Raw genomic sequence first — 24864 nt, 5'->3', positions numbered from 1 at the left:
ATGCTTTACGACATGACACGCCGGGCTGTTAGCCCCGTCTTCGTCGGGCGGGACGCGGAGCTGGAGACCCTGGGCGAGGCCTACGACCAGGCCCGTAAGCAGGCCACCGCGGCGGTGCTCATCGGCGGCGAGGCGGGCGTGGGGAAGACCCGCCTCGCGGGCCGGTTCGCCGAACAGGCCGCACAGGACGGCGCCCACGTGCTCGTCGGGGGCTGCGTGGAGCTGTCCGCCGAGGGCCTGGCGTACGCGCCGTTCACCGCGGCGCTGCGGCAACTGGTGAGGGAGAGCGGCGCGGCCGAGATCGCCGCCCTGCTGCCCGACGGCGCCGCCCGCGACCTGGCCAGGCTGCTGCCCGAGTTCGGCGAGCCGAGCGGCGACGGGGAGACCGAGTCGGCCCGTGCGCGGTTGTTCGAGCTGATCCTCACCCTGCTGGAACGCCTCGCCGAGCGGCGGCCGGTGGTGCTCGTCATCGAGGACATCCACTGGGCCGACCGCTCCAGCCGCGATCTGATCGCCTTCCTCAGCCGCAACCTCAGGACGGCCCCCGTCCTGATGGTGATGACATACCGCTCGGACGAGTTGCACCGCACCCATCCTCTGCGGCCGGTGCTGGCCGAGCTGGGGCGGGTCGACGGCGTGGTCCGGGCGGAGCTGCCCCGCTTCACCCAGGACGAGGTCGCCGCGCAGATGGCCGGGATCCTCGGGGTGACCCCCGAGTTCGCCAAGGTCGACCGGGTCTTCGAACGCAGCGGCGGCATCCCGCTGTTCGTGGAGGCGCTGCTCGACTGCGGCGACGAGTGCTCGTTCCCCGACTCGCTGCACGACCTGATCATCGGCTCGGTGGAGCGGCTGCCCGAGGAGACGCAGCGGGTGCTCAGGGTCGCCGCCGCCGGGGGCGTACGCGTCGGGCACGACCTGCTCGCGGCGGTCAGCGGGCTGTCCGACGTCGACCTGGAGAACGCGCTGCGGCCAGCCATCGCCGCCAACGTCCTGCAGGTGGCCGACGGCGGGGTGTACGCGTTCCGGCACGCCCTGATCCGCGAGGCGGTCCACGACGAGCTGCTGCCCGGCGAGCACGCGCGGATGCACGCGCGGTACGCCGAGGAGATCGACCGCGACCGCACCCTGGTGCCCCCGGGGCGGGCGGCCATCGAGATCGCCCACCACTGGTACTCCGCGCGCGACGACCTGTGGGCGCTGATCTCGGCCTGGGAGGCGGCAGAGAAGGCGGCCAAGTCGTTCGCCTACACCGAGCAGATCCAGCTGCTCGAACGCGTGCTGACGCTGTGGGACAAGGTGCCCGACGCCGCCGAGCGCATCGGCCACGACCACTGCACGGTGCTGGAACGGGCCTCCGAGGCGGCGTACGTCAGCGGCGAGATGGAGCAGAGCCTCAAGTATGTGCGCGGCGCGCTGGCCGAACTCGACGAGCGGAACGCCCCGGAACGGGTGGCCGAGCTCCTGGTCCGCATGGCGAACGTCAAGTCCCAGAAGGGCAAGCCGGGTGGGCTGGAGGACCTGCGGCGCGCCGAGCGACTGGTCCCGCGGCCGGGAGACATCCGCGCGCTCGTGCTGACCCGGCTGGGTCAGGTGCTGATGTGCAGTGACGGGGTCGTCGAGGGGACCGCGCTCACCGAGGAGGCGCTGCGCATCGCCCGCGAGACCGGCGACGAGGCCCAGGAGGCCGACCTTCTGATCAACCTCGCGCTCGGCCACTCCATCAACGGGGATCTGGAGACCACGTTCGCGCTCAACGACCGCGCGCTGGCGATGGGCACCCGCCTCGACTCGCCCCGGATCATCCTGCGCGCCCTCGGCAACAACGTGGACGCCCTCGACAATCTCGGCCGCTCCCAGGAGGCCGTGGAGCTCGCCCTGGAGGGCGAGAAGCTCGCCCGGCGGTACGGCAGGTTCCGTCACCAGGGGGTGTTCATCGCCAACAACCGGGCGGAGGCGCTGGAGTCGCTCGGCCGGTGGGACGAGGCCGTCGAGGTCATCGAACGGTCCATGACCATGGGCCCCACGATGCGTACCCGCTGGCACATGCTGCGCGTCCGTGCGGACATCGCGATCGGGCGCGGCGAGGAGGAACTGGCACAGGACATCCTCACCGAGGTCGGCGCCTTCTCCCCGCATCGCGACGAGCACACGCAGGAGTGGACGAACAACACCCGTCTGCGCGTCGCGTGGCACCTGCTGCGCGGCGAGCCGCTGCAGGCCCTGGACGTGCTGGAGGCGGCGCTGGACAACCCGCCGCTGGCCCGCAAGGCCATGCTCGCCGGGCGGCTGCTCGCGTCGGTCCGGTACGTCTGCGACGCGGCGGCGCCGGTCGCCCCCGAGCGGGTCGAGCGCGTACGCGCCATGGGCGACCGCCTGGCCGAGAACCTGGGCGACGGGCCGGTGAACGAGGCGTTCGGACTGGTGTACCGGGGTGAGTTCGACGCCGCGGCCGAGGCGTGGCGGCGGCTGGGCCGTCCGTACGTCCGGGCCAAGGCGCTGTTGCACGGCGCCCTGGCCGCCGCCGCGAGCGGCGACCGCGAGGGGGCCTCCGCTCGGCTGCGCGAGGCCTGCCCGCTCGCCGTAGCGCTGCGCGCCACCCCTCTGGCCACCCAGATCGAGACGCTGGCCCGCCGCGTCGGCTCGCCCCTCTCCGACGCCGCGCCGTCCGAGCCCGTACGGCAGGCCGACCTGACCCCGCGCGAGCTGGAGGTGCTGCGCCTGGTGGCGGCCGGGCGCAGCAACCGGGACATCGCGGCCGAGCTGTTCATCTCGGCCAAGACCGTCAGCGTGCACGTGTCGAACATCCTGCCCAAGCTGGGCGTGTCGACCCGGGGAGAGGCCGCCGCCGCGGCCCACCGCCTGTCCCTGCTCGACTCCTAGGCGATCAGGGGCTCGATCAGCAGCAGCACGCCGAAGACGGCGAACGCGGCGGCCGCGCCATACTTGATCCACTTCTCGGGCAGGCGCGTGCCGAGGAACCGGCCGACCAGGATGGCCAGCGCGTCGGCGGCGACCATGCCGACGGTGGAGCCGACCCACGTGCCGAACCAGCCGTGCTGGGTGGCCAGCGTGATGGTGGCGATCATGGTCTTGTCGCCCAGCTCACTGAGGAAGAACGCCACGCCGACGGCGATGAACGCGTTGCGGGTGGTCTTGGCCGCCTTGCCCTCCTCCTCCTCGGTGAGTTCGTCGCCACGCAGCGTCCAGGCGGCGAAGGCGAGGAACGCGATACCGGCGATGATCGAGATTGCGGTGGTGGGGAGTGCGTTACCGACGAGCCGGCCGAGGCCGACGCTGACGAGGTGGACGAGCGCGGTCGCGGCGGTGATGCCGGCCAGCACCGGCCACGTCTTGAACCGGGTCGCGAAGGTCAGAGCCATGAGCTGGCTCTTGTCACCCAGCTCGGCCACGAAGATGACGACGAGGGAGATCCAGAGGGCTTGCACGGGGTCGCCTTCCTAGAGGGGAGGTGCGACCGGGCCGCCGTACGACACCCGAGGAGTGCGGGCACGACTTCGGCCCGGCAGCATGTGTTCATGACTGTCGGGCCGAAGGTCTCGTCCGCCACGAGGGCTCCACGACCGGGCGTGCGAACGCCAGTGTGTCGATCAGTGGATTTCGGACTACTCCCCTTCGGGGTTATCCCAGTTTAACCGAGCTAAAGACTCACTCCCACCAGCACGGGCTCGTTGACGAGCCATACTCCGAACTTCTCGTGCACGCCGTCGCGCACCTCGCGGGCCAGCGCCAGCAGCTCCTCCGCGCCCGCCTCGCCGGTGGGGTTGGTGAGGGCCAGCGTGTGCTTGGTCGAGATGCGGGCCCGGCCCCTCTCGTAGCCCTTGGGGAACCCCGCGTTCTCGATCAGCCACGCCGCCGGGACCTTGACCGTGCCGTCGGGCATGTCCCAGCGGGGATGTCCGGGCGCCCGCAGCGCCAGGGCCGCCGCCTCATCCGGGCCGAGCACGGGGTTGGTGAAGAACGACCCCGCGCTGCGCGTGTCCGGGTCGCCGGGATCGAGGACCATGCCCTTGCCCCGCCGCAGCTCCAGCACGGCCTCCCGCGCGTCGGCCAGCGGCACCCGCGCACCGATCTCCACCCCGAGGCGGACGGCCAGCTCCTTGTAGGCCACGGGCCCCGACAGCGGTGAGCGCTCCAGGGCGTAGGTGACGGCCAGCACCAGGTGCCGGCCGGGGTCGTGCTTGAACGCGCTGTGCCGGTAGGCGAAGCCGCACTCGGCCGCCGTGAGGTCTGCCACCTCGCCGGTCATCCGGTCGTACACGCGGACGCCCTCGACGGTCTGCGAGACGTCCTGCCCGTACGCGCCGACGTTCTGGATAGGGGTGGAGCCCACCAGCCCGGGAACCCCCGACAGGCACTCGACGCCCGACCAGCCCTCGGCCACGCAGCGGGCGACCAGGGCGTCCCAGTCCTCCCCCGCCTGCACGGTGACGCGCACACGGCCGTCCTCGGCCATGACGTCGACGCCTTGGGTGGCGACGCGCACCACGAGCCCGTCGAACCCGTCGTCGGACACCACGAGGTTGCTGCCGCCGCCGAGCACCAGCACGGACTCGCCCTCGCGGTCGGCCTCCGCCACGGTCGCGACCAGCTCGTTCTGCGTCTCCACCTGCGTGAACGCCCGGGCGGGCCCGCCCGTACGCAACGTGATGTACGGGGCGAGCGGCACCCCTGCCAACCGGTCAGCCATCGGTCTCCTCACGCATCCCCCGGGCTGTGTGAACGACCAGGATAGCCACCCTCCCCCCGCCCCTCTGTCCCTGCGATCTTGTGGTTCGTCGCAGAACACGCGGTATCGCGAAGTGGCATCAGTGCGAGATCACGGCTGGGGGTGGTCCTCGGGGTCGTCGGCGGGGGCGTTGGCGGCTATCGACTCGTCGACCCTCGAGGTGGCCGAGCTGCCGTCCCACAGGAGCTGGGAGGCGACCACCGACGCCTCCCCCGAGGGCGTCAGCGCGGTCTCGATCGTCCCGCCGGGGGCGACGTCCCGCTTGGCCTCGGCGATCTCTTCCGGGCCCGCGGCCCCGGCGGCCTGCCTGGCGTTCCGCGCCCGCGGCGACGGCATCGCGCCGCCGTGGGCGTCGCCGGCCTCGCCGGGGTCCTGGGTCTCCGCGGCGACGCCGGCGACGTCACCGCTCTCCCGCTGGGTGGTGACCGGCTCGTTCTTGGCTTCGATGTCTCGCTCGCTCACGATCCGACCGCTACCCAGCACCGCCACGGCCAATCGACCGGTCGGAAGATGCCGGTCAGGAGAGCTGAACCACCGCGCGGGCCTTGGACAGGACGCGGGCGTCGCCGGACCTCGCGGTCAGCGCGACGACGACGCGCTTGTCCTCGCGCTTGTCCTCGATGATCCCGCTGATCGTGATCGTGGCGCCGTTGTCGTCGTCGGGCACCACGACCATGGACGAGAAGCGCACGCCGTAGTCCACCACCGCGCCGGGGTCGCCCGCCCAGTCCGTGACGAACCGGCCGCCCTGCGCCATCGTGTACATGCCGTGCGCGATGACGTCGGGTAGTCCGACCGCCTTCGCGTGCCGCTCGTTCCAGTGGATGGGGTTGAAGTCGCCCGAAGCCCCGGCGTACCTCACCAGGTCCACCCGGCGGACCCGATACTCGACGGCCGGGATCTCCTGGCCGGTCTCCACCTCGTCGTACTTGACCGTCGCCGCCATGATCAGGCCGCCCCTCCCCGCTCCACGATGGTGTTGTACGTCCGGCAGACCAGTTCGCCGGAGGTGGTCGAGACGTCGCTGCGCAGGGTCAGGAACTCGTTGCGGCCGACGCTGCGGATCTCCGCGATGGTCGAGGTGCACACCAGCTCGTCGCCCGCGTGAATGGGCCGCTCGTACTCGAACCTCTGCTCACCGTGCACGACCATCGCGAAGTTGAGCCCGAGGCCGGGGTCGGCGAGGGCGTCGCCGGTCCCGAGAAGGCTGAACACGATGGGGAACGTCGGCGGCGCGACGACGTCCGGGTGCCCGGCCGCCGTGGCGGCCCGCCTGTCGTGGTAGATCGGGTTGGAGTCGCCGATCGCCGTGGCGAACTCACTGATCTTCACGCGGCTGACCTCGTAGGGCGCGGACGACTCGTACGTCCGTCCGACGAAATCGCGGTTCAAAGGCATCGGGCCGGGCTCCTTCGGATGAGCTGGGTAGGCCGTACCGTAACAAAACGATCCCCGGTAGGCGGGCACCGCCACCGGAGATCAACGCTACCGAAGCACCGCGGCCCGGCGCCCTCCGGACACAGCGAATCCGGACACGACAAACCGGCGCCCCCGAAGGGGAACGCCGGTGTCGGAAGTGCGGTGGGGTCCTGAAGTGGTGCCTACGGAACCGCGCTTGAAGTGGTGCCTACGGAACCATGCTGAATGGTCCTACGGAACCGCGCTTGAAGTGGTGCCTACGGAACCATGCTGAATGGTCCTACGGAACCGTGCCTGAAGTGGTGCCTACGAGACCGTGCGCCGGAACTAGCGGGTCTCGCGGTGCGCCCGGTGCGTCTTGCAGTTGGGGCAGTACTTCTTCAGCTCAAGCCGATCCGGGTCGTTGCGCCGGTTCTTCCGCGTGATGTAGTTGCGGTGCTTGCACTCCTGGCAGGCCAGCGTGATCTTCGGCCTAACGTCTGTGGCAGCCACGTGGGAGTGCCTTTCTGCGTTCGGGACTACTGGACAACCCGCACCGGGGCCGCCTTGTCCAGGTGACCCGGGGAGGGTAGTAGCGGAGGCCGGACTTGAACCGGCGACACAGCGATTATGAGCCGCTTGCTCTGCCTGACTGAGCTACTCCGCCTTGACCGGAATGCATCCGGCCACGCAAGGATACCCGACCTGTACGGCTATTCGCGCATCGGGATCAGCCATGATCGAGGTCGGTCTTCCGGCGGGGACAAGATATCCCCACCAAGCCGAAAGCCCCACCCCGCAGCGCTCAGTCAGAAACACTGCTTGGATAGGACTTCTCGACTAGAGCCCCCAAACGGAATCGAACCGTTGACCTTCTCCTTACCATGGAGACGCTCTGCCGACTGAGCTATAGGGGCGGGCCCGCTTGTCGCTCTCGCGCTGCGGACAGGTGTAACCATACACGGCCACGGCGGCGTACGCGAATTCGAATCACCCCCGGGCCAGGGCGCTCAGGGCGTCGGCAGCACTCCGGACAGATCGGCCTCCGGACGGTGCCGGACCGGCACGTCGGCCGTGATCGCGTACCGGCTGAAGTAGCCCTTGCCCTTGACCGGGACCACGCTGCTCAGCGTCACCGTGGCGTCGTACGGCGCGTCCGCGCACTCGGGCAGGCACCAGGTGCCGCTGAGCTTGCCCGCGCCGGTCGCCCGGGTCGGCCCCCAGGTCCGCCAGGTGACCGCGCTCAGCGCGCTGAACTCCGAGAGCACGAGGTTCGCCGGCCGCTGGTCGGCCCTGCCCCGTTCGGCGTTCTGGAAGTTGAGCACGTACACCGGCGTCTCCGCCGCGGATTGCGTGAGCGCCGATCCGCAGCCGCCGACGGCGGCGCCGAGCGCGGCCGATCCCAGGACGGCCGCGGCGAGCGCGGAGACGGTGCCAGGCAGTCTGGCGGGCGGTCTGGCAGGCAGCCCGGACGGCGGCCCGGAAGGCAGGCGCATCGTTTCCCCCTCGGCACTCTGAGTGCCCAGGGCAGACGGCTGTTACGCCTGTGACCCGGCTACTTGACGGCCGTACGGGCGGCTGCGTCCCGGGTGGGCAGCGGGATCACCTCACACAGGTCGGCGAGGTCGACATATCGGGCGACCTCCTCGACCGACGAGCAGTCGGCCACCACACGGCCGTTGCGCCGCACCCGCAGCACCTGGCGGTCGCGGCGGTACGCGGGAACGATCTCGTATCCGTCCGGTCCCACCCATCGGCTGTCCATAGGGGAACAAAGCTATCGGGTTTTCCCCAGGCCTATCTCCCGTCCCACCAGAATCGCCTTAAGTAGGGTCTTAATCGACCCCAAGTGCCGGGCCGCACAGTGAGCGTGACACACCACAGACCCCGCGTTCACGAAGGGCCCCGCGATGTCCGACACCCCCAACCTCCTGGGCTTCCGCATCACGCATCGGGCGATGCGCACCGACTCCCGCCGCCTCGCCGACGTCACCGCCGAGATCGCCGCGGGCCGGCAGCCGTGCGGCCGGGAGCGCGCCGCCGCCATCCGCGAGTACGTCACCAAGCTGTGCCGCGGCATCCATCACCATCACAAGGCGGAGGACGATCGCCTGTGGCCCCTGCTCGTCCGTTCCGCGGGCGCCGAGATCGACCTGAGCGAGCTGAGCGAGGACCACTCGGAGCTCGACCCGCTGCTGGAGGAGATCCAGACGGCCGCGGGTGATCCGGCCGAGCTGGCCAAGCCGCTGCGCCGTCTGGCCGACCTGCTCGACGAGCACATCGAGGAGGAGGAGCGCACGATCTTCCCGATCATCATGCGGCACGTCTCAGGCAAGGACTGGGAGGAGCTGGAGCAGTATGTCCGCAAGGGCGGAGACGTGCGCTTCGAGCTGCCCAGGATCGAGCAGCACGCGCGGCCGGAGGAGATGGCGGAGCTGCGCAAGCTGGCCGGACCCGCCCTGGTGGTCATGCTGGCGCTGCTGCGCCGCGCCCACCGCCGCCGCGAGCGCCTCATCTTCGGCGCGACCTGAGCGCTGCGTCGTCAAGCCCTCGGCGGGCGGCCTCCTCCCAGTGCGGAGAGCCGACCTGCCCGGCCACCTCGGCGGCCCGCAGGTAGTGGGCCTCGGCGTCGCCGGGCCGCCCCAGGAACACCGCCAGATCGCCGAGCGAGTGCGCGACCGGCCCGAGCGTGACCGAGCCCGAGTGCAGGCCCGCCAGCTCCCCGTCGTACGGCAGGAGCAGCCGGTAGCACTCCCCGGCCACCTCGCGGTCGCCGAGCGTGATCGCGTTGTCCGACCGCAGGGACATCAGCACCAGCCAGTAGTAGTCCCGCCGCGGCCGACGCGCGGCCCGCCACACCGTGCGCGCCTCGTCCGTACGGCCGGCCGCGACGAGCGCGCGGGTGTAGAACTCGTCGAAGTCCCCGGGCAGGCGCTCCCACCGCGCGGCGATGTCCGCGACCGCCTCCTCGGCGCGCCCCGCCGCGAGCAGAACCACGTACCGGCCGACCACCCCCACCATCGCGCCGTTGGCGTCCCCGGTGCGGGCCAGTCGCTCGCCGAGCTCGGCATAGGCGCGTTCCGCCCGGTCGAACTCGCCCTTCACGAGCAGGTGCAGGGCGTCGAGGAACGCCAGGATGCCGAGGGCCAGGCCGAGCTGGCCGCTGGTCGACAGCTCCATCGCCTTACCGGCGTGCGTACGCGCGGTGGCCCAGTCGTTGCGGGACAGGGCGACCATGAGCAGCGCGAAGTGGCCGAGCGTCTGGTAGCCGAGGAGCCCTGCGGCGGCCGAGGCGGCCAGCAGGTCGTGCCCGAGCGCCTCCAGTCCTGCCCGCCTGTCCGGTGTCAGGCAGGCCCAGTAGCGGGCGTTGAGCGCCATGCACCGCAGGCGCGGGTCGCCGAGGGCGTCCGCGATCGCCAGGGCCTCGGCGCTCGCGCTCTCGACGCGCTCCGCGTCGTGTCCTTCGAGAGCGTGGCAGAGGGCGACGAGCATCCGGCAGCGCAGTTCTCCGGCCTCAGCCGGCAGCGACTCCCCGATCGCCTCGACGAGATCGGGATCGAGGGCGCGGCCCGGCTGAATCGTCCAGATGACCGGCGCGTCGAGTGAGGAGACCGCCCGCGCCACCGCGCCGCGGTCCCCCGTCTGGCGGGCCACCGTCAGCGCCTTCCTCCGGTTGCCCACCGCCGTGATCACGTCGCCCGCGTGCGCCTGCGCGGACACCAGCCGGCACAGCAGGTCGAGGCGGACCTCCCGGGGCGCGGCGTCCGCCCCCTCGCTCAGCAGGTCGAGCGCGCCCAGCGCGCCCTCCAGCAGCGCCGCCGCCTCCCTGTGGGCGTACAACGCGGTCGCCTGGGCGGCGGCCCGCGCCGCGTACTCGGCCGCCGTGAGGGCGGTCGCGGTCGTCGCGGCGGCGAGCGCGTGGTGCCCGAGCGCCCCCACGTCGCCGGGGCGCACCCGCTCCAACGCCGCGAGGGCCTTCCCGTGCATGCGCGTACGGCGCAGCCGCGGGATGTCCTCATACAACGTCTCGCGGACGAGCACGTGGGCGAACCGGACGCGGCCGGGGCGCGGCTCCTCCAGCAGACCGGACAGCACGCCCGCCTCCAGGCCGTCGAGCACGGTCTCCTCGTCGGCCCCCGGCATCGCGATCAGCACGTCCGCGTCGGCCTCGCGCCCGAGGACGGCGGCGTTGCGCAGCGTGGTCCGCGCCGTGGCGGGCAGCCGGGCGAGGCGGCGGCGGATGAGATCGCGCACGCCGGGCGGCAGGGCGTGGGCCGCCGACGGGCCGTCCACCGCGAGCAGCCGGGCCGTCTCGGTCACGAACAACGGATTGCCGCCGGTCCGCTCGGTGACCGTGCGCACCGTCGCCTCGTCGATCTTCGTGCCGGAGCGTTCCACGAGCAGGCGGGCCACCTCCGGCTCCCCGAGGCCGCCCAGGGTGACGTTCTCCGCCGTCTGCACCGCGAGCGCCGCCCCGGTGGCCGTGAGCTCGTCGTCCGCCTCGGCCGGCCGGTGCGTCAGCAGGACGAGGACCGGCGTCCCGGCCAGGCGGCCCGCCAGGTGACGCAGAAGCTGGAGGGTCTCCTCGTCGGCCCGGTGCACGTCCTCCAGCACGATCAGCAGCGGTCCCGGCACGCGCTCCAGATAGTCGCCGGCCGCCCGCGCCAGCCAGAACTGGCCCACGGGCGCGGCGTCGTCGGTGAGCAGCGGCGCCAGGCGGGCCGCGGTCTCGGGTTCGGGCGGGCAGGCCGCGGACAGGTCCCGCAGCACCTCGCTCCACGCCCACGCGGGCGGCACGCCGCCGGTCGTCTCGGGGCAGCGGCCGACCACCGTCTGCCAGCCGTCGGCCGCCAGGCGTCGCATGAGCGCGTCGGCCAGGGTGCTCTTGCCGGAGCCCGCCTCGCCGCCGAGCCAGGCGACGCGGAACCCGGCCCTGGCCCGCTCCGCCGCCGCGGCCAGCCGGGACAGCTCGGCGGTACGGCCGACCATGCGGACGGGCCCGGCACCCGCCGCCGGCACCGGGGCAGGATCGGGCGCGGGAGCCGCGCGTACGGGCACCCTTCGTACGGGAACCGCGGCCACGGGAGCCGGGGACGCGGGAGCCGGGGTCAGCGAATCGGCCTGCGCGAGGATGTCGGCCTCCAGCGCGCGCAGGGCGGGCCCGGGATCGACGCCGAGCTGGTCGGCGAGCAGCTCACGGGTCCTGCGCAGGGCCGACAGCGCCTCCCCCTGCCGCCCGGCCCGATAGTAGGCGAGCGCGAGCAACCGTACGGCGTTCTCGCGCAGGGGGTGCGCGGTGAGGTGACGCTCCAGCTCGGGCACGACCTCGGCGTGGCGGCCGAGCGCGAGCCCGGCCTCGGCGCGGTACTCCACCGCGACCGCCCGGAGCTCGTCCAGGTGGACCACCTCGGGGACGGCCCACTCCTCCTCGGCGAACTCCGCGTACGCCGGGCCGGTCCACAACGCCAGGGCCTCGTCCACGACGTCGACCGCCCGCCCGGGCCGCCCCTCGGCGAGCAGATCGGCGGCGGTCTCGACCAGCCGGGGGAAGCGCCAGGCGTCCACGTCGCCGGGCTCCAGTGCCAGCCGGTAGCCGGGGGGAGCGGTCACCAGCACGCGCGCGGCGGCGCGGGGGGCGCGGTCCGGCTCCAGCACCCGCCGCAGGTTCGACACGTAGACCTGGAGCGCCGCCAGCGCACGCGGCGGCGGCTGCCCTCTCCACAGGTCGTCGACGAACCGGTCGGTCGACACCACGTGCCCCTGAGCGCAGACCAGACGGGCCAGCACGGCACGCTGGAGCGAGGTGCCGAGGTCTGCCCGATGACCGTCGACCTCTGCCGCAATTCGCCCTAAAACCCGCAGTCTTACCATGACGGGGCAAGCATAGGGATCAGACCGGATAGTGGTAGTAACCGAGCAGGTCGTCCAGCACGGACACGTCGTCCATGCGGATGCGCGTCCCGGTGGCGAACGCGTTGATCATCTTTCCCCCGCCGACGTACACCCCGACGTGATGGGTTCTGCCCGGCCTGCCGTAGAAGACCAGGTCGCCGGGTTGCGGCACGCCGACCCGGCGCAGCCTGCCGAGGTGGTCGTCGGTGTTGCCGGGGCCGAGCACGTCGCCGCCGAAGGCCAGGCCGTACACCCAGCGGGTGAACCCCGAGCAGTCGAAGCCGCGCGTTCGGCTCGCCGGGCAGGGCCTGATCGAGCCGCTGTAGCCCCGGCACGTCCCCTTCGACGGTCCCGGCCGCGCGGCGTGCCCTCCGCCCCACGAGTACGGAAGGGTGCCCTGGGCCGCGTACGCGACGGCGACGGCCCTGGACAGTTCCTCGTCGAGCGGCGCCGATCCCACGGCGGCCAGCGCGACGATCCCTCCGATCACCAGCAGCCGGCGTTTGACCCCCATGGATCGGGACAATAGCCACTCGTCTCTTTCTTGACCATGGAAGCTTTACTCCACTCGATCGACGCACCGGAGGGGGATTGTTACCCTGAGTGCGGCTCGGCTTCTACGTTCATCGGCTTGGGCGTTCATCGGTTTGTCCGTCGAAGCGCTTCGTCCGTCGCCCCGGACCTCCCCGTCCCGCTCCCCCGGCGGTCCCCGGCGCAAGGAGAGCGAAGGGAACCACCGTGGAGACGTGGACGGCACAACCCCCTCCCCCCACCCGCTGGTGGGTGCTCGGGCTGCGCGGAGAGCTGGATCTCCACGCGGTGCGGCGCCTGCACGAGCCGCTGCGCGCGCAGATCGAGGCCCGCGGCCCGTGGCTGGCCCTGGACCTCAGCGAGGTCCGGTTCATCGACACCACGGGCGTGGGGCTGCTCGTGCGCCTGCTGCACAACCTGCGCGACAGGAACGGCGATCTGGCGCTCATCGCGCCGGGCGGTCAGGTGCTGCACATCCTGCGCTGGACGAACCTGACCCGGCTGTTCCGCGTCCTCGACACGGCCGACGCGCTGAGCGACTGATCCCCGTTCAGTTCGGGGTGATCTGCACCGGCGTGTCGCCGCCACCACCGCCGCCCGCCGGGCCACCGCCTCCCGTGGGAGGCGTCACGGACACCACGCGCCGGCAACTGTCGCCGCAGCCGCCGAACCGCTCGGTGTCGACGGGCGTGAACTCCGTCGGCGGCACGCCGCGCAACGCGCCCAGCATGGTGTCCTTCCAGATCGGCCCGGGGACGCTGGCGCCGAACACCGAGCCGTAGTAGCGGCCGCCGATCGTGACGCCGTTCAGCTTGTACTTCGACGTGCCTCGGGGGTCGCCGAGGCTGACCGCGCCGGCGAGGTCGGGGGTGAACCCGGCGAACCAGGCGGCGGAGGAGAGGTCGTTGGTTCCGGTCTTGCCCGCCGCGTCGCGTCCGATGCCGCCGACCGACGCCATCGTGCCCTTGGTCAGGACGCCGGACAGCACGTGCGCCGCCGCGTCCGCCACCTCGGGGTCGAAGGCCTGGCGGCACTTCGGGGTGTAGTCCGTGGTCTTGCCGGTGCTGTCGGTGATCCGCGTGATCGCCATCGGCGCGCAGTACTTGCCGCGCGCGCCGATCGCGGCGTAGGCGGCGGCGACCGTGACCGGGTCCATCTCGTTGATGCCGAGCGTGAACGTCTCGTACTCCTGGAGCGGGGCGCCGTCGGCGCGGTGGATGCCCAGCGACTTGGCCGTCTTGACCACGTTGCACAGCCCGACGCGGCGTTCCAGCTCCATGAAGAAGGTGTTGACCGAGTGCCAGGTGCCGGTCTGCAGGGTCAGCCAGCCGGGCGAGCCCTCGTCGTTGGTGACGGTGTGATTGACGTCGCCGATGCCCTGGCCCGAGCAGGTGGTGAACGTCGACAGGCTCGGGGCGCGGTAGCCCGCGCCCACGCTGAAGCCGTCGTTGATCTTCATGCCCTGCTTCAACGCGGTGAGCAGGGTGAACGTCTTGAACGTCGAACCGGCCTGGAAGCCGATGCCGCCGCCGTGCGCGACGTCGGCCACGAGGTTGTAGGACACCTCTTTCTTGCTCTTGCGGGTGCCGTACGGACGGCTCGCGGCCATCGCCTTGATCGCCCCGGTGCCGGGCTGCACCAGCGCCTCGGCGGCCACGGGATCGTCGGACGGGTGCACCCACTTTTTGATCGCCCTGTTCGCGGCGGCCTGCATTTTGGGGTCGATCGTGGTCCTGATGGTCAGGCCTCCGCGGTTGAGGAACGCGAGGCGCTGCTTGGCCGTCTTGCCGAAGTCGGGGTTGCTGAGGATCTCGTTGCGCACGTAGACACAGAAGTACGGATACGTGCTCGACTCGCAGCCGCCGGGCAGCGGGGTCCCCTTGTAGCCGAGCCTGGCCTTCTTCGCCTGGGCCGCCTGCTCCTTGGTGATCTTGCCGAGCTCGGCCATCCGGTCGAGCACGACGTTGCGCCGCTTCAGCAGCCGGTCACGGCTGGTCTTGCCCAGGTTGGGGTCGGTGGCGTTGGGGTCCTGCACCGCTCCGGCCAGGGTCGCCGCCTGCGGCAGCGTCAGCTCGCTCGCGTCGACCCCGAAGAAGCGCTTGGCCGCCGCCTCGACACCGTACGCGCCCGCACCGAAGTAGGCGATGTTGAGGTACTTCTCCAGGATCTGGTCCTTGGAGTACTTCTTCTCCACGCCCATCGCGTAGCGCAGCTCGTTGAGCTTGCGGGCGTAGCTGGCCTCCAGCGCCTTGTTCTTCTCCGCCTCGGTCTGGGCGGCGTTGAGCAGCACCTGCTTGACGTACTGCTGGGTGATGGAGGAGCCGCCCTGGGCCACCCCGCCCGATTGCAGGTTCCTCGCCAGGGCGCGGAAAGTGCCCTCGAGGTCGATCGGGCCGTGCTCGTAGAACCGGTAGTCCTCGATCGAGATGATGGCCGTCTTCATGATGTCGGCCATCTGGTCGAGCGGGACGACCTCGCGGTACTGCTCGTAGAACCGCGCGATCTCGTGGCCCTTCACATCCTGCACGACCGAAACCTGCGCCAGCGGGGGCTCGGCGAGGTCCCGGGGCTCGAGGCCCACGTCCTCGACGGCCGACACCAGCCCGACGCCCGCGCCTCCCACCGCCGGCAGCGCGATCCCCGCGACCAGCACGCCCGCCGCCGCTCCCATGGCGGCCAGACGCAGCACCTTCCCCGTGGCGTTCACAGGATCCTCCCCCAAATGGCTATAGACAAGGTTATGGGGCCGTAAAGCGCGGTCGGCCCACACCGTGGGTCATGCCAGCCGGCCGAGGCCGCGCGCGAGCACGGTCGCCGTCCTCGCGACGACCGCGTCGTCGCCGGCGTCGGCGGCGGCCCGGCGGTTGGTGTAGATCGCCATGATGATCGGGGCGGCGTCCTTGCTCGGCCAGACGACGGCGATGTCGTTGGCGGTGCCGTACGTGCCGCCGGTGCCGGTCTTGTCGCCGACGATCCACGTCTTCGGCAGCCCGGCGCGGATGCGCGCGTCCCCGGTCGTGTTGTCACGCAGCCACCCGATCAGCCGCGACCGGTCCTTCGCGCCGAGCGCGTCGCCCACGGTCAGCGCACGCAGGTCGCGGGCGACCGACGCGGGCGTGGTGGTGTCCCGCTTCTCCTTGGGCGACCAGACGTTGAGCTCCGTCTCCCACCGGTCGAGGCGGGAGATCGGGTCCCTGAGCGTGCGGAAGTAGCGGGTGAGTCCCTTCGGTCCGCCGATCCGCTTCAGCAGCATGTTGCCCGCGGTGTTGTCGCTGTAGATGATCGCCGCCCGGGCCAGCTCGGCGAGGGTCATGCCGTCTTTCACGTGCTTGCCGGTCTCCGGCGAGTTCGGCTTCACCTCGCCGGCCGTCCAGTGGACGACCTTCCCCGTCAGTTCGCGGTCGCTGGTGCGGGCCAGCACCGCCCCGGCGGCGATCGCCTTGAAGGTGGAGGCCAGCGCGAACCGCTCGCCCGCCCGATAGCCGATCGTCTTCCCGGTCGCCGTGTCGATCGCGTACGCGCCGATGCGGCCCTTGAAAGACGCCTCCAGCGCGCGCAGCGCCTTGGAGACGTCCGTCCGTGGCGCGGCGGCGGCCGCCGGCGTCGCGGCCGGGGCGGCCCCGACCAGGACGAAGACCGTCATCACGGCGGCTTTCACCGTCATCCGGTGTCCCATGGCATGTCCTCACTCTCATTCGTCCCTGGCCTGTCAGACGCAGGAGCAAAGCAGAGGGTTCGGATCATGTCCAATATTCATATGGGCAGCGAACCGATATCGGTCTCCGAATGCATACAGGTCAGCCCGTGTTGATGAGGCGGACCGGTTCGGCGCTTCCGCTGTTGTGTCGTTCCGTCCACGTGGTCAACGCGGTACGGCAGGCGTGGTCGAGGTGACGCAGCCCGGCCAGGTTCAGTTCGATCGGCCGGCCGGTCGGCAGGGCCTCCAGGGTGTCGAGCATTTTCGGCAGCCGCAGGAAGGTGGCGTTTCCGTTGATCGTGACCGTCACCGGGCCGTTCCCCGGGTCGTCCACCTCGACGTGGATGTGCGAGGTTTCCCAGGCGCACTTGGCCACGGCGAGCGCCAGGCCGATCAACACGCCTTCGAACATGCTGACCGACACGATCGCCAGGGCGGTGACCGCGAGGATCACCGCCTCGCCCCGGTGAGTGCGCCAGAGCGGGACCAGCTTCTTGACCGGCAGCAGCTTGAACCCGGCGTGGATCAGGACCCCGGCGAGCGCCGCGACGGGCATCAGGCCGAGTACGGCGGGCAGCAGCGCGGCGAACAGCAGCAGCCACACCCCGTGCAGCACGCGGGACAGCTTGGTCGTGGCACCGGCGTGGACGTTCGCGGCGCTGCGCATGATGACCCCGGTCATGGGGAGCGCGCCGAGCAGCCCGCACAGGGTGTTGCCCACGCCCTGCGCGAGGAGTTCCTTGTTGTAGTCGGTGCGCGGCCCGTCGTGCAGCCGGTCCACCGCCGCCGCGCAGAAGAGGGTCTCCGCCGAGGCGATGAGGGCGAACGCCACGATCGTCGCAAGGAAAGCGGTATCTGCCAGTTGCCCGAACTGTACCGGGCCCGGCGGCTGGACCGCCTCCAGCAATCCCTGCACGTCGATCCTCGCCACAGGCAGGTCGAACAGCGCGGTGACGGCCGAGGCGAGAGCGACGGCCGCCAGCGCGCCCGGCACGACGCGCACTCGGGCGGGCATCGTGGACCACAGGGCGATCACGGCGATGGTGCCGGCGCCCACCGCGAAGGCCGTCGCCGCCGGGGCCGAGGTGACCAGCTCGGCGGCGAGGCCGGGCAGGCCGGCGATCTTGCCGAGCCCGCTCGCCGGGGCCGGGGTGTCGGCCATGGCGTAGAGCTGCCCGGCGATGATGACCAGCCCGATCCCGGCGAGCATGCCCTCCACCACCGCGACGGAGATGGCCCGGAACCAGCGCCCCAGCTTGAGGGCGCCGAGCACGAGTTGCAGCAGTCCGGCGCCCAGGACGATGACGCCGAGAGCGGGCAGACCGTAGGTGTCGACGGCCTCGGCGACCAGGACGGTGAGACCGGCTGCGGGGCCGGAGACCTGAAGGCTGCTGCCGGGCAGCAGGCCGACGACCAAGCCGCCGACGATACCGGTGATCAGGCCGAGTTCGGCCGGCACGCCGGAGGCGACGGCCACGCCCACGCACAGCGGCAGGGCGACGAGGAAGACCACCGTCGAGGCGGTCAGGTCGGTACGAAGCGCACGCCGAAGCGATGAGTTGACGGCAGGCAAGGAAGGTCCTTCCACAAACGGGGAGACAGTGGCTCTCGGGTCGGATGCCGTACGGAACGCTGGCCGTCACAGCGGCTCAAAGGCCCCCGTACCGGGCCGATGCGCGAGAACCCGGCCTGTCTCAACCGTGTAGAACCAGGCGTGCAGGCGCAGCCGCCCGTCCGCCAGGCGCCGGGCGACGCAGGGATAAGTCCGCAGGTGCTCCAGCTGGGTCAGCACATGGTGTCTGGTCACGGCGTCCGCGTCGTCGTCCGGTGACGGGGACGGCTCGCGCTCCGCCGACGGTGCGGGCCGGTGACCGGCCCAGTCGATCCAGCGCTCCACCAGTGGCATGTCCGTGACGGTCGGGCGGTGGATCAGGGCGCGCACGGCGCCGCAGTGGGAATGCCCGCAGACCACGATGTCGGGCACGTGCAGCGCCTCGATGGCGAATTCGAGCGTCCCGGCCACCGCGCAGGCGGCCTGCGGGCGGTAGCGCGGGACGATGTTGCCCGCGGTGCGCAGTTCGAAGATCTCACCGGGACGTGCGCCGGTGAACAACGACGGCATGACTCTGGAATCGGAGCAGGAGATGAACAGCGCCTGCGGCCGCTGGCCGCTTGCCAGTCTCGCGAACTCCTCCCGCCTGTCCTCGATCCGCTTGGGGAAGCCTCGGGCGTGGTCGATGAGAGACCGCATGGATGACCTCGTGATCTTCCGTATGACAGGGGACTCGGCATCGAGAGGTTCCGGACACGCCGCCGTCCTGTCCTGAGTTCGATGGGCAGGCGGAATGGACGCGCCTATGCCCCTTGGGCACGACGGCGCGCGTCAGAGCGTCCGGAACGCTCTGTCTGTCAGCAGCGGAAGACCTGGAGGGTGGCGGGCGTCGGAGGCTGTCCCGCGTCGGCGGGAAGCCCGTCGCCCCTGACGAGACGCGCCGGCGAGGTGGCGGCGACCGGCGCGACGGCGGCCACGGCGCTCTGCGACAGCTGCCGGCGTGGGCAGGATGCGCATTTGTGGGGCTGACCGAGGGCGCGGAGAACGGCGGAGCCGCTCCCGTGATGGCCTGATGTGCCCTCCTGCTCCGTCTCGGGAGAGGGAGCCGGCTGGTCGGCGGAGAACTGGGACGACGCGACCGTCCGGCCCACCGCCGTGGCCGCATCGGCTCCGCGGTCGGGCAGGACGAGGACGAGAAGCAGAGCGGACACCAGCAGCGCGACAATCGACGCCGCTCCGCGCACCACCCTCGCCACTCTCACCGCCTCGCAAAACACGCCGGAACTGCGCACAAGTCCAGATTCCGATCCCGCTGCCGAGCGGATCTCGGGGCCTGGTGCTCACTGCCAGGGCCGCTCACGTGCCCTGCCTCGGGGCCGGAGAAGCGCCACTCCTCCTGTTCCTCGTCACCGCTTCGTGGCGGCGAACGAGAATCCCGAAGTTGAACAACATCTACACGCGACTTGACAGAGACGGCAAGACCAAGAGGAAGGGCCGTTTGTAAATTCTCAGTTACGGGCGGGAGGCTCGAAATGCGAATGATGTTCCAGTGCCATTGAGCAGGGCATACACCGCCCCGAAAAGGCGCGGGCCGTGCGAATGCCGTCGGTCCGGTACTTCTATTTCGTACAGGCCGAATGGACGGCGTATCCGGCGGCGGCGCCCACGGCGTACCAGAACAAATCGGGAGCGTTGAATGTCGTGCCGAGCACCAGCCGGGCCAGCGGGCTGCGCGCCGACAGCTCGGCCGGAACGTGGGTGAGCTGGGCGAACTCGACCAGCCAGCTCACACCGAGCGCGACGGCCGCCGCCACGACCGGCCGGGCGCGCGGCGCGGCCGCGACCACCAGCGCGTACACGAGGAGGGTGTAGAGGAGGTCGCCCCCGTATTTCGCGACCGCGCCGCACAGCAGCGCCCGGACCCCGAGGCCCGCGGCGATGACCACCACGGCGGCGGCCAGGGCCGCGATTCGGCGATTCGGCATCCGGAAACCCTATGCCGCGTCGCCACCACGGTCACTCGCGGAAGTCGGCCGCGTGGTCCTCCGCCCAGGTCGTGAAGGTCCGTGCGGGGTGACCGGTCAGCTCGGGCACCGCCTGCGTGAGCTCGACGGGGGTGCCGTCGTTGGACTGCCACCAGTCAAGCAGCGGATCGGCATAGGCGGAGGGGATGTGGTCGGCCATCTCCTGCTTCCATTCGTCGCGGGTGACCTGACGGAAGGGGATGGGCCGGTCGATCACCCGGCCGAGAATGCCGATCTGTTCGGCGAAGGTGAGCGACTCCGGGCCGGTCAAGGTGTACGGGCGCCCGCCGAGGCCGGGATCGGTGAGCACGGCGAGGGCGGCCTCGGCGACGTCGGCCTCGTGGATCGGATCGCTGTGGGAACCGGGGAAGGGCAGGCTGATCGGCCGGCCCGACCGCAGGCTCCAGCTCCACGCGAGCGCGTTGCTCGCGAACGATCCCGGCCGCAGCGACGTCGTATGGAGACCGGAGGCCTCGAGGGCCTTCTCGACGTCCAGGTGGGAACTGGCCAGCGGGCTCTTACCTGCGTCCGGAGCGAGGACCGAGGAGGAGGACAGCAGCACGACATGCTCGACTCCGCCGCCGACGGCCTCCTCGACGAACGCGCCGATGCGGGACGGCTCGGCGTACAGGAAGACCGAGGTCACCCCCTTGAGCGCGGCCGCGAAGGTGGACGGGTCGGTGAGATCGCAGTGGACGGCGTCCGGGCCGTCGGGCCGGCTGGAGGCCGGGCGGACGGCGAGCCCGCGCTGACGCAGCAGGCCGACGAGGGTCCGGGCGACGGCGCCACGGCTCCCGGTGACGAGAACGGTCATCTCGATGATTCCTTTCGATCGTGATCGGTGATGCTCCGGCGACGACTCGATGAGGGCGCGCGCCGGGGCCGCTACGCGGCATGAGCCGCACGAGGACATGGGCAAGCGAGGACGACGGCGGATAGACTGCCGACGCGACGCAGATGCTTTGCCACACATATGATGTGTAACAAAGAATCTGCGTGACGAAGATAAATCTGAGGCGTGGAGGGCCCGATGTCAAACCGAGCGGAGCTGCTGGCGCGCGTCGCGGCGGAGAGCCAGCGGCACTACGCGGCGTACACGCTGTTCAACCAGGCGATGGCCGACCGGATCGGGCTGCATCCCACGGACGTGCAGTGCATCGCGCTGCTCGACCTGGAGCCCGGGCCGGTCACGACCGGGGAGATCGCCCGGCTCACCGGCCTGGCGTCGGGATCAGCGTCCCGGTTGGTGGATCGGTTGGAGAAGGCGGGCTTCGTCCAGCGGCAGCCCGACCCGCACGACCGCAGGCGAGCGCTCGTCGCCCTGACTCCCGACGCGGCCACGCGCATCGCGAAGGCGTGGGAGACCCCGGGCAAGGCGTTCGGCGCGACGCTCGAGCGCTACACCGACGAACAGCTGGAAATCATCGCCGACTATCTTCAGCAGGCCGGCGAAGTGGGCCGCGAGCAGGCGCGGCGGCTGACCGCTGAAACGCCGTAGCCCCGGCGGCTATCGAACGAGCGGCGGTTTTCGAACGAGCGACGGCTATCGGATAAGTGGCGGTTTTCGGTAAATGGCGGCTATCGGGCCGCGCGGTGATAGCGCACCCAGATGTCGCCGCCGATGTGACCGGACAGCCGCAGCACGACACCGTCCAGATCGGGCGGCACCGGGGAGGTGTTGTGCACGCGTTTGTGCCGGATCCACCCGCCGGAGGTCACCTCGTCGGCGACGACCCGCCAGCCGACCGGCACCCGGATGATGACGTCCCCGAACATCGAGTCGCACCGGACGCTCATGTCGATCTCGCGGTGCGGGCAGTTCGCGTACCGGAAGTCGACCACCGCCGTGCGCCACGTGCAGTCGAGCGTGATATGCGGCGGCACGGTCCATCGCCCGGTCTTCCTGACGGCACGCGTTCCCCGGGTGAACAGCAGCAGCTCGTTCGCCGGCTCCGGCCGCCCGTCCCCCGCCGCAGTTCCGGGCAGGTCCGCGACCAGCCCATCCAGCTCGCCGTACGTCCGCGCGGCGTACACGCGGTCGAGCCGATCGGTCAGCTCGTCCAGAGTGATGCGACCCTCGCCGACCGCGGCGCGCAACCTCTCCGCGATACGGTCCCTGTCCTGGTCTCCGGCGCGTAATTCCGCCTGGTCGCTCACGATCGAGCAGTTTAGTAATCGGTTTTTGCCCCCCGCCAGGCGCGCATATCCGTTATCACCATCTCCATCCGGCCGAAACCGTCAATTCGTCGCCTTGCTTTGAGTGCAGGCGCCGTTCACACGGCCGTCGTCCTCACGCTCGTCCCGGGCGTCGTGTACGGCGGCGCCGGGACCGTGGACGGCTCGCCGTCCCGGACGGCTCCTGGGCCGGTCAGGCCGACACCACCCGGGCGGCCACCGCCGAGTTCTGCCTCCGCTGACCACGGCGCCGCTTCGGGACGGATTGACGATTAAGACGACCGGTCATATTGTTCCGTCAGCCGCTCGATCAAGAGCGCGGGCGGCGCGATCAGAAAGAAGGCCCCCATGGCCAGCACGACGCCGGTCCCCGCCCGGCTCCCCCTCAACACCCTCGGCATCGGCTTCGGACTGTCCGGACTCGCGGGCACCTGGACGGCGGCCGGCCCCGCGCTCGGCGCCCCGCCGGCGGTCGGCGAGGCCCTCTGGGTGACGGCGGCGGCAGTGTGGGCCGGCACCCTCGCCCGATACGGCGCGCGGGTCACCCGCCTCGGTGACATCGCCGAGGACCTGCGCCACCCGGTCCTCGGGCCGTTCGCCGCACTCGCCCCCACCACCGGCTCGCTCCTCGCGGCGCACCTCGCGACGTACCTCCCGGGTCTCGGAACGGCGCTCGTCTGGACGATGCTCGCGATCACCGCGCTGTTCGGCGCGTGGTTCGTCGCCTCGATGCTCACCACGCCGCGTCAGCCCGCGACGCTGCACGGCGGATATCTCCTCCCGACCGTCGCGGCCTCCCTCATCGCCGCGCAGTCCCTCGCGACCGTCGGCCATCGGGCGGCGGCCACCGCGCTGTTCTCCGTGGGCATTCTCTTCTGGCTGCTGATCGGAGCCGTCCTCCTCGTGCGGTTCGCCACCGGCCCCGAACTGCCCGGACCGCTCATGCCGACGCTCGCGATCTTCTCCGCGCCGCCCGCCGTCGCCGGCAACGCCTGGTGGGCGATCGCCGGCCCGCGGCCGGACACCGTGCACGAGGTGCTGCTCGGCGCCCTCGCCGCACTGCTGCTGCCCCATCTGTTCCTGCTCCGCAGGTACGCGCGGATCCCGTTCGTGCTAGGTTTCTGGGCCTTCACCTTCACCACGGCGGCGAGCGCGACGTACGGCGTGCGCCTGCTGACCCTCACTCCGTCGCCGCTGCACACGGCGATCGGCTGGCTCGTGGTGGCACTGGCGACCGCCGTCATCGGCGGCATCGCGGTCCGCTCGCTCGCTCTGCTTCCCCTGCCCCACCGCCGCGTGAAGCACGTTCAGCCGGTCTGATTTTGACAACTCCAAGACGAACGGTCATATTGAAGCCATGCCTCAGGTGAGCGTGAAGAACAAGCTGGTCGAAAGCGCCGAGGACGTTTTCCGGCGGCAGGGGTTCAACGGCGCCAGCGTGCAGGACATCACCAGCGCCGCGGGCGTGCCCAAGGGGTCGTTCTACAACCACTTCGAGAGCAAGCAGGCTCTCGCCGTCGAGATCGTACGGCGCTACGCACACGGCGCGAACCACGCCGTCCTCAACGGCGACGGGTCCGCCCTGGAACGGCTGCGCGCCCACTTCCTGTCCATGATCGAGCGGACCCGCGACACCGGCGTGGAGTTCGGCTGCCTCCTCGGCACCTTCGCCGGCGAGAGCAGCAGCGCGGGCGACCAGGTGCGTACGGCGGTCCGCGAGATCCTCGACGACTGGACCGAGGACGTGGCCCGCACCGTGCGGGCCGGCCAGGAGGCCGGCGAGATCACCCCGGCCCGTCCGGCGAGGACGCTGGCGGCCTTCCTGATCGACTCGATCGAGGGCGCCACCCTACGGGCCAAAACCATGGGAGACCAGTCCGTCGTCGCGGAGCAGCTCGAAATCGCCCTCGACGCGCTGCGTCCCTGAAGCCTCGCCCGCTCGTTCCGGGCGGGCGATTCTCGCCCGTCTCAAGATGACCGGTCACTTTGTATTGAGGAGATCTCATGTCCACCACTCACCAGACCGCCCCGACCCGGTACGTCGACGCGGACGGCGTCACCTACGCCTACCGCCGGTTCGGACGGGCGGGAGGCACGCCCCTGCTGATGCTGCAGCACTTCCGCGGCAACCTCGACAACTGGGATCCCGCGCTCACCGACGCGCTGGCCGCCGAGCGGGAGGTGATCCTGGTGGACTACGCCGGGGTGGGGTCCTCGACCGGACGGCCGGCGCACACCGTCGCCAAGACGGCCCGCCAGATCATCGCCTTCACCGACTCCCTCGGCCTGGCCCAGGTCGACCTTTTCGGCTTCTCGCTCGGCGGGTTCGTCGCCCAGGACATCGCCCTGATCCGTCCCCACCTCGTACGGCGGCTCGTCCTGGTCGGAACCGGTCCGAAGGGCGCCCCTGGGATGCACGGCTGGCGGCAGGACATCACCGACCACGCCCGGGCGGACGAGCCCAGTGGCGAAGACCTTTTGTACATCTTCTTCGCCCACACCGAGACCAGCCAGGCCAAGGGCATGGAGTTCCTGGGCCGCTTCCTGCGGCGCGACCGGGACCGGGACGCGCCCAGCAGCCTCACGGCGCGCGACGCGCAGTACGACGCCATCCAGGAGTGGGGCGTGCCGGACCACGCGGCCCTGCAGCGACTGACCGGCATCAAGAGCCCGACGCTGATCCTCCAGGGCGACGACGACCTGATGATCCCCACCAAGCTCAGTCACCTCATGGCCGGGCTCATCCCGGACGCCCGCATCCGCATCTACGCCGACGCCGCGCACGCGTCCCTGTTCCAGTACCCCGGCGAGGTCGCCCACGACGTCGCCGCCTTCCTCGCCTGATCCG

25 protein-coding genes and 2 tRNA genes are annotated in these 24864 nt (G+C 71.1%); 7 read left to right on the top strand and 20 right to left on the bottom strand.

Annotation, left to right across the window (positions count from 1 at the left end; translation table 11 throughout):
- Positions 1-12: 12 nt before the first annotated feature.
- Complete coding sequence (locus AB0O28_RS29440; RefSeq protein WP_363645744.1) at positions 13-2880, top strand: AAA family ATPase; 2868 nt, start codon at positions 13-15, stop codon at positions 2878-2880.
- Here the strand turns inward: AB0O28_RS29440 and AB0O28_RS29435 are convergent.
- The 10 genes from AB0O28_RS29435 to AB0O28_RS29390 all read right to left on the bottom strand — a co-directional run bounded on the left by AB0O28_RS29435 (position 2877) and on the right by AB0O28_RS29390 (position 7910).
- Positions 2877-3446, bottom strand: coding sequence for a TMEM165/GDT1 family protein (locus AB0O28_RS29435; RefSeq protein WP_363645742.1), 570 nt, complete (start codon positions 3444-3446; stop codon positions 2877-2879). The genes AB0O28_RS29440 and AB0O28_RS29435 overlap by 4 nt on opposite strands.
- Before the next feature lie 212 nt (positions 3447-3658).
- Positions 3659-4708: a UDP-N-acetylmuramate dehydrogenase gene (locus AB0O28_RS29430; RefSeq protein ID WP_363645740.1), complete on the bottom strand. Its 1050-nt coding sequence runs from the start codon at positions 4706-4708 to the stop codon at positions 3659-3661.
- A 129-nt stretch (positions 4709-4837) separates the two neighbouring features.
- Positions 4838-5209: a hypothetical protein gene (locus tag AB0O28_RS29425; RefSeq protein WP_363645738.1), complete on the bottom strand. Its 372-nt coding sequence runs from the start codon at positions 5207-5209 to the stop codon at positions 4838-4840.
- A 55-nt stretch (positions 5210-5264) separates the two neighbouring features.
- A complete protein-coding gene (locus AB0O28_RS29420) occupies positions 5265-5693 on the bottom strand; it encodes a MaoC family dehydratase (RefSeq protein ID WP_363645737.1) in 429 nt (142 codons plus the stop codon).
- A gap of 2 nt (positions 5694-5695) precedes the next feature.
- On the bottom strand, positions 5696-6145 hold the full coding sequence (locus tag AB0O28_RS29415; RefSeq protein WP_363645735.1) for a MaoC family dehydratase N-terminal domain-containing protein: 450 nt from the start codon (positions 6143-6145) through the stop codon (positions 5696-5698).
- A 348-nt stretch (positions 6146-6493) separates the two neighbouring features.
- Positions 6494-6658 carry a 50S ribosomal protein L33 gene (gene rpmG, locus AB0O28_RS29410; RefSeq protein WP_036325591.1) on the bottom strand — a complete coding sequence of 55 codons (165 nt, stop codon included), beginning with the start codon at positions 6656-6658 and terminating at the stop codon, positions 6494-6496.
- 80 nt (positions 6659-6738) lie between these two features.
- Positions 6739-6812 (bottom strand) — tRNA-Met (locus AB0O28_RS29405).
- 177 nt (positions 6813-6989) lie between these two features.
- A tRNA-Thr gene (locus AB0O28_RS29400) sits at positions 6990-7062 on the bottom strand.
- A gap of 93 nt (positions 7063-7155) precedes the next feature.
- Positions 7156-7641 carry a hypothetical protein gene (locus AB0O28_RS29395; protein WP_363645733.1) on the bottom strand — a complete coding sequence of 162 codons (486 nt, stop codon included), beginning with the start codon at positions 7639-7641 and terminating at the stop codon, positions 7156-7158.
- A 59-nt stretch (positions 7642-7700) separates the two neighbouring features.
- Positions 7701-7910: a transposase gene (locus AB0O28_RS29390; protein WP_363645731.1), complete on the bottom strand. Its 210-nt coding sequence runs from the start codon at positions 7908-7910 to the stop codon at positions 7701-7703.
- A gap of 145 nt (positions 7911-8055) precedes the next feature.
- Here AB0O28_RS29390 and AB0O28_RS29385 point away from each other — a divergent pair, with 145 nt between their 5' ends.
- The gene (locus AB0O28_RS29385) at positions 8056-8676 is read left to right on the top strand and encodes a hemerythrin domain-containing protein (protein WP_363645729.1); all 621 of its coding nucleotides are present in this window, start codon (positions 8056-8058) and stop codon (positions 8674-8676) included.
- Here the strand turns inward: AB0O28_RS29385 and AB0O28_RS29380 are convergent.
- Both AB0O28_RS29380 and AB0O28_RS29375 read right to left on the bottom strand, forming a co-directional pair.
- The gene (locus AB0O28_RS29380) at positions 8657-12016 is read right to left on the bottom strand and encodes a BTAD domain-containing putative transcriptional regulator (RefSeq protein WP_363645727.1); all 3360 of its coding nucleotides are present in this window, start codon (positions 12014-12016) and stop codon (positions 8657-8659) included. The two genes, AB0O28_RS29385 and AB0O28_RS29380, sit on opposite strands and share 20 nt — an antisense overlap.
- A gap of 19 nt (positions 12017-12035) precedes the next feature.
- Positions 12036-12551: an NlpC/P60 family protein gene (locus tag AB0O28_RS29375; RefSeq protein ID WP_363645725.1), complete on the bottom strand. Its 516-nt coding sequence runs from the start codon at positions 12549-12551 to the stop codon at positions 12036-12038.
- Between the two features lie 224 nt (positions 12552-12775).
- On the opposite strand from AB0O28_RS29375, the gene AB0O28_RS29370 reads away from it, so the two are divergent.
- Entirely contained in the window at positions 12776-13111 is a 336-nt protein-coding gene (locus tag AB0O28_RS29370; RefSeq protein WP_363645723.1) for an STAS domain-containing protein, read from the top strand.
- Between the two features lie 7 nt (positions 13112-13118).
- Here the strand turns inward: AB0O28_RS29370 and AB0O28_RS29365 are convergent, their stop codons facing one another.
- The 7 genes from AB0O28_RS29365 to AB0O28_RS29335 all read right to left on the bottom strand — a co-directional run bounded on the left by AB0O28_RS29365 (position 13119) and on the right by AB0O28_RS29335 (position 20655).
- Positions 13119-15275, bottom strand: coding sequence for a transglycosylase domain-containing protein (locus AB0O28_RS29365; RefSeq protein WP_363645721.1), 2157 nt, complete (start codon positions 15273-15275; stop codon positions 13119-13121).
- A gap of 69 nt (positions 15276-15344) precedes the next feature.
- Positions 15345-16232: a class A beta-lactamase gene (bla, locus tag AB0O28_RS29360; protein ID WP_363645719.1), complete on the bottom strand. Its 888-nt coding sequence runs from the start codon at positions 16230-16232 to the stop codon at positions 15345-15347.
- 133 nt (positions 16233-16365) lie between these two features.
- The gene (locus tag AB0O28_RS29355) at positions 16366-17838 is read right to left on the bottom strand and encodes a SulP family inorganic anion transporter (protein ID WP_363645717.1); all 1473 of its coding nucleotides are present in this window, start codon (positions 17836-17838) and stop codon (positions 16366-16368) included.
- Positions 17839-17904: 66 nt separating this feature from the next.
- The gene (locus AB0O28_RS29350) at positions 17905-18516 is read right to left on the bottom strand and encodes a carbonic anhydrase (RefSeq protein WP_363645715.1); all 612 of its coding nucleotides are present in this window, start codon (positions 18514-18516) and stop codon (positions 17905-17907) included.
- A 158-nt stretch (positions 18517-18674) separates the two neighbouring features.
- Positions 18675-19073, bottom strand: coding sequence for a hypothetical protein (locus AB0O28_RS29345; RefSeq protein ID WP_363645713.1), 399 nt, complete (start codon positions 19071-19073; stop codon positions 18675-18677).
- Positions 19074-19436: 363 nt separating this feature from the next.
- The gene (locus AB0O28_RS29340) at positions 19437-19802 is read right to left on the bottom strand and encodes a DUF2809 domain-containing protein (protein WP_363645711.1); all 366 of its coding nucleotides are present in this window, start codon (positions 19800-19802) and stop codon (positions 19437-19439) included.
- A gap of 31 nt (positions 19803-19833) precedes the next feature.
- Positions 19834-20655: an NAD(P)H-binding protein gene (locus AB0O28_RS29335; RefSeq protein WP_363645709.1), complete on the bottom strand. Its 822-nt coding sequence runs from the start codon at positions 20653-20655 to the stop codon at positions 19834-19836.
- 216 nt (positions 20656-20871) lie between these two features.
- Here AB0O28_RS29335 and AB0O28_RS29330 point away from each other — a divergent pair, with 216 nt between their 5' ends.
- The gene (locus AB0O28_RS29330; RefSeq protein ID WP_363645707.1) at positions 20872-21339 is read left to right on the top strand and encodes a MarR family transcriptional regulator; all 468 of its coding nucleotides are present in this window, start codon (positions 20872-20874) and stop codon (positions 21337-21339) included.
- An 80-nt stretch (positions 21340-21419) separates the two neighbouring features.
- Here the strand turns inward: AB0O28_RS29330 and AB0O28_RS29325 are convergent, their stop codons facing one another.
- Positions 21420-21998, bottom strand: coding sequence for a DUF1707 domain-containing protein (locus AB0O28_RS29325; RefSeq protein WP_363645705.1), 579 nt, complete (start codon positions 21996-21998; stop codon positions 21420-21422).
- Between the two features lie 366 nt (positions 21999-22364).
- Between AB0O28_RS29325 and AB0O28_RS29320 the strand changes: the two genes are divergently transcribed.
- The 3 genes from AB0O28_RS29320 to AB0O28_RS29310 all read left to right on the top strand — a co-directional run bounded on the left by AB0O28_RS29320 (position 22365) and on the right by AB0O28_RS29310 (position 24860).
- A complete protein-coding gene (locus AB0O28_RS29320) occupies positions 22365-23336 on the top strand; it encodes a hypothetical protein (protein ID WP_363645703.1) in 972 nt (323 codons plus the stop codon).
- Positions 23337-23373: 37 nt separating this feature from the next.
- A complete protein-coding gene (locus AB0O28_RS29315; protein ID WP_363645701.1) occupies positions 23374-23943 on the top strand; it encodes a TetR/AcrR family transcriptional regulator in 570 nt (189 codons plus the stop codon).
- Between the two features lie 77 nt (positions 23944-24020).
- Entirely contained in the window at positions 24021-24860 is an 840-nt protein-coding gene (locus AB0O28_RS29310) for an alpha/beta hydrolase (RefSeq protein ID WP_363645699.1), read from the top strand.
- Positions 24861-24864: the final 4 nt, after the last annotated feature.

It is taken from the genome of Microbispora sp. NPDC088329, from assembly GCF_040685655.1.
Lineage (GTDB): Bacteria > Actinomycetota > Actinomycetes > Streptosporangiales > Streptosporangiaceae > Microbispora.
Note: the sequence above shows the minus strand (reverse complement) of the source record. Positions and strands in the feature narration are given on the sequence as shown.

What these genes read in the sequence shown, in the direction of transcription:
- AB0O28_RS29420 (WP_363645737.1), bottom strand. Translation starts at nt 5,693, where the DNA reads ATGGCGGCGACGGTCAAGTACGACGAGGTGGAGACCGGCCAGGAGATC.
- AB0O28_RS29395 (WP_363645733.1), bottom strand. Translation starts at nt 7,641, where the DNA reads ATGCGCCTGCCTTCCGGGCCGCCGTCCGGGCTGCCTGCCAGACCGCCC.
- AB0O28_RS29440 (WP_363645744.1), top strand. Translation starts at nt 13, where the DNA reads ATGACACGCCGGGCTGTTAGCCCCGTCTTCGTCGGGCGGGACGCGGAG.
- AB0O28_RS29385 (WP_363645729.1), top strand. Translation starts at nt 8,056, where the DNA reads ATGTCCGACACCCCCAACCTCCTGGGCTTCCGCATCACGCATCGGGCG.
- bla (WP_363645719.1), bottom strand. Translation starts at nt 16,232, where the DNA reads ATGACGGTGAAAGCCGCCGTGATGACGGTCTTCGTCCTGGTCGGGGCC.
- AB0O28_RS29315 (WP_363645701.1), top strand. Translation starts at nt 23,374, where the DNA reads ATGCCTCAGGTGAGCGTGAAGAACAAGCTGGTCGAAAGCGCCGAGGAC.
- AB0O28_RS29330 (WP_363645707.1), top strand. Translation starts at nt 20,872, where the DNA reads ATGTCAAACCGAGCGGAGCTGCTGGCGCGCGTCGCGGCGGAGAGCCAG.
- AB0O28_RS29310 (WP_363645699.1), top strand. Translation starts at nt 24,021, where the DNA reads ATGTCCACCACTCACCAGACCGCCCCGACCCGGTACGTCGACGCGGAC.
- AB0O28_RS29430 (WP_363645740.1), bottom strand. Translation starts at nt 4,708, where the DNA reads ATGGCTGACCGGTTGGCAGGGGTGCCGCTCGCCCCGTACATCACGTTG.
- AB0O28_RS29380 (WP_363645727.1), bottom strand. Translation starts at nt 12,016, where the DNA reads ATGGTAAGACTGCGGGTTTTAGGGCGAATTGCGGCAGAGGTCGACGGT.
- AB0O28_RS29335 (WP_363645709.1), bottom strand. Translation starts at nt 20,655, where the DNA reads ATGACCGTTCTCGTCACCGGGAGCCGTGGCGCCGTCGCCCGGACCCTC.
- AB0O28_RS29340 (WP_363645711.1), bottom strand. Translation starts at nt 19,802, where the DNA reads ATGCCGAATCGCCGAATCGCGGCCCTGGCCGCCGCCGTGGTGGTCATC.
- AB0O28_RS29390 (WP_363645731.1), bottom strand. Translation starts at nt 7,910, where the DNA reads ATGGACAGCCGATGGGTGGGACCGGACGGATACGAGATCGTTCCCGCG.
- AB0O28_RS29320 (WP_363645703.1), top strand. Translation starts at nt 22,365, where the DNA reads ATGGCCAGCACGACGCCGGTCCCCGCCCGGCTCCCCCTCAACACCCTC.
- AB0O28_RS29350 (WP_363645715.1), bottom strand. Translation starts at nt 18,516, where the DNA reads ATGCGGTCTCTCATCGACCACGCCCGAGGCTTCCCCAAGCGGATCGAG.
- AB0O28_RS29375 (WP_363645725.1), bottom strand. Translation starts at nt 12,551, where the DNA reads ATGGGGGTCAAACGCCGGCTGCTGGTGATCGGAGGGATCGTCGCGCTG.
- AB0O28_RS29415 (WP_363645735.1), bottom strand. Translation starts at nt 6,145, where the DNA reads ATGCCTTTGAACCGCGATTTCGTCGGACGGACGTACGAGTCGTCCGCG.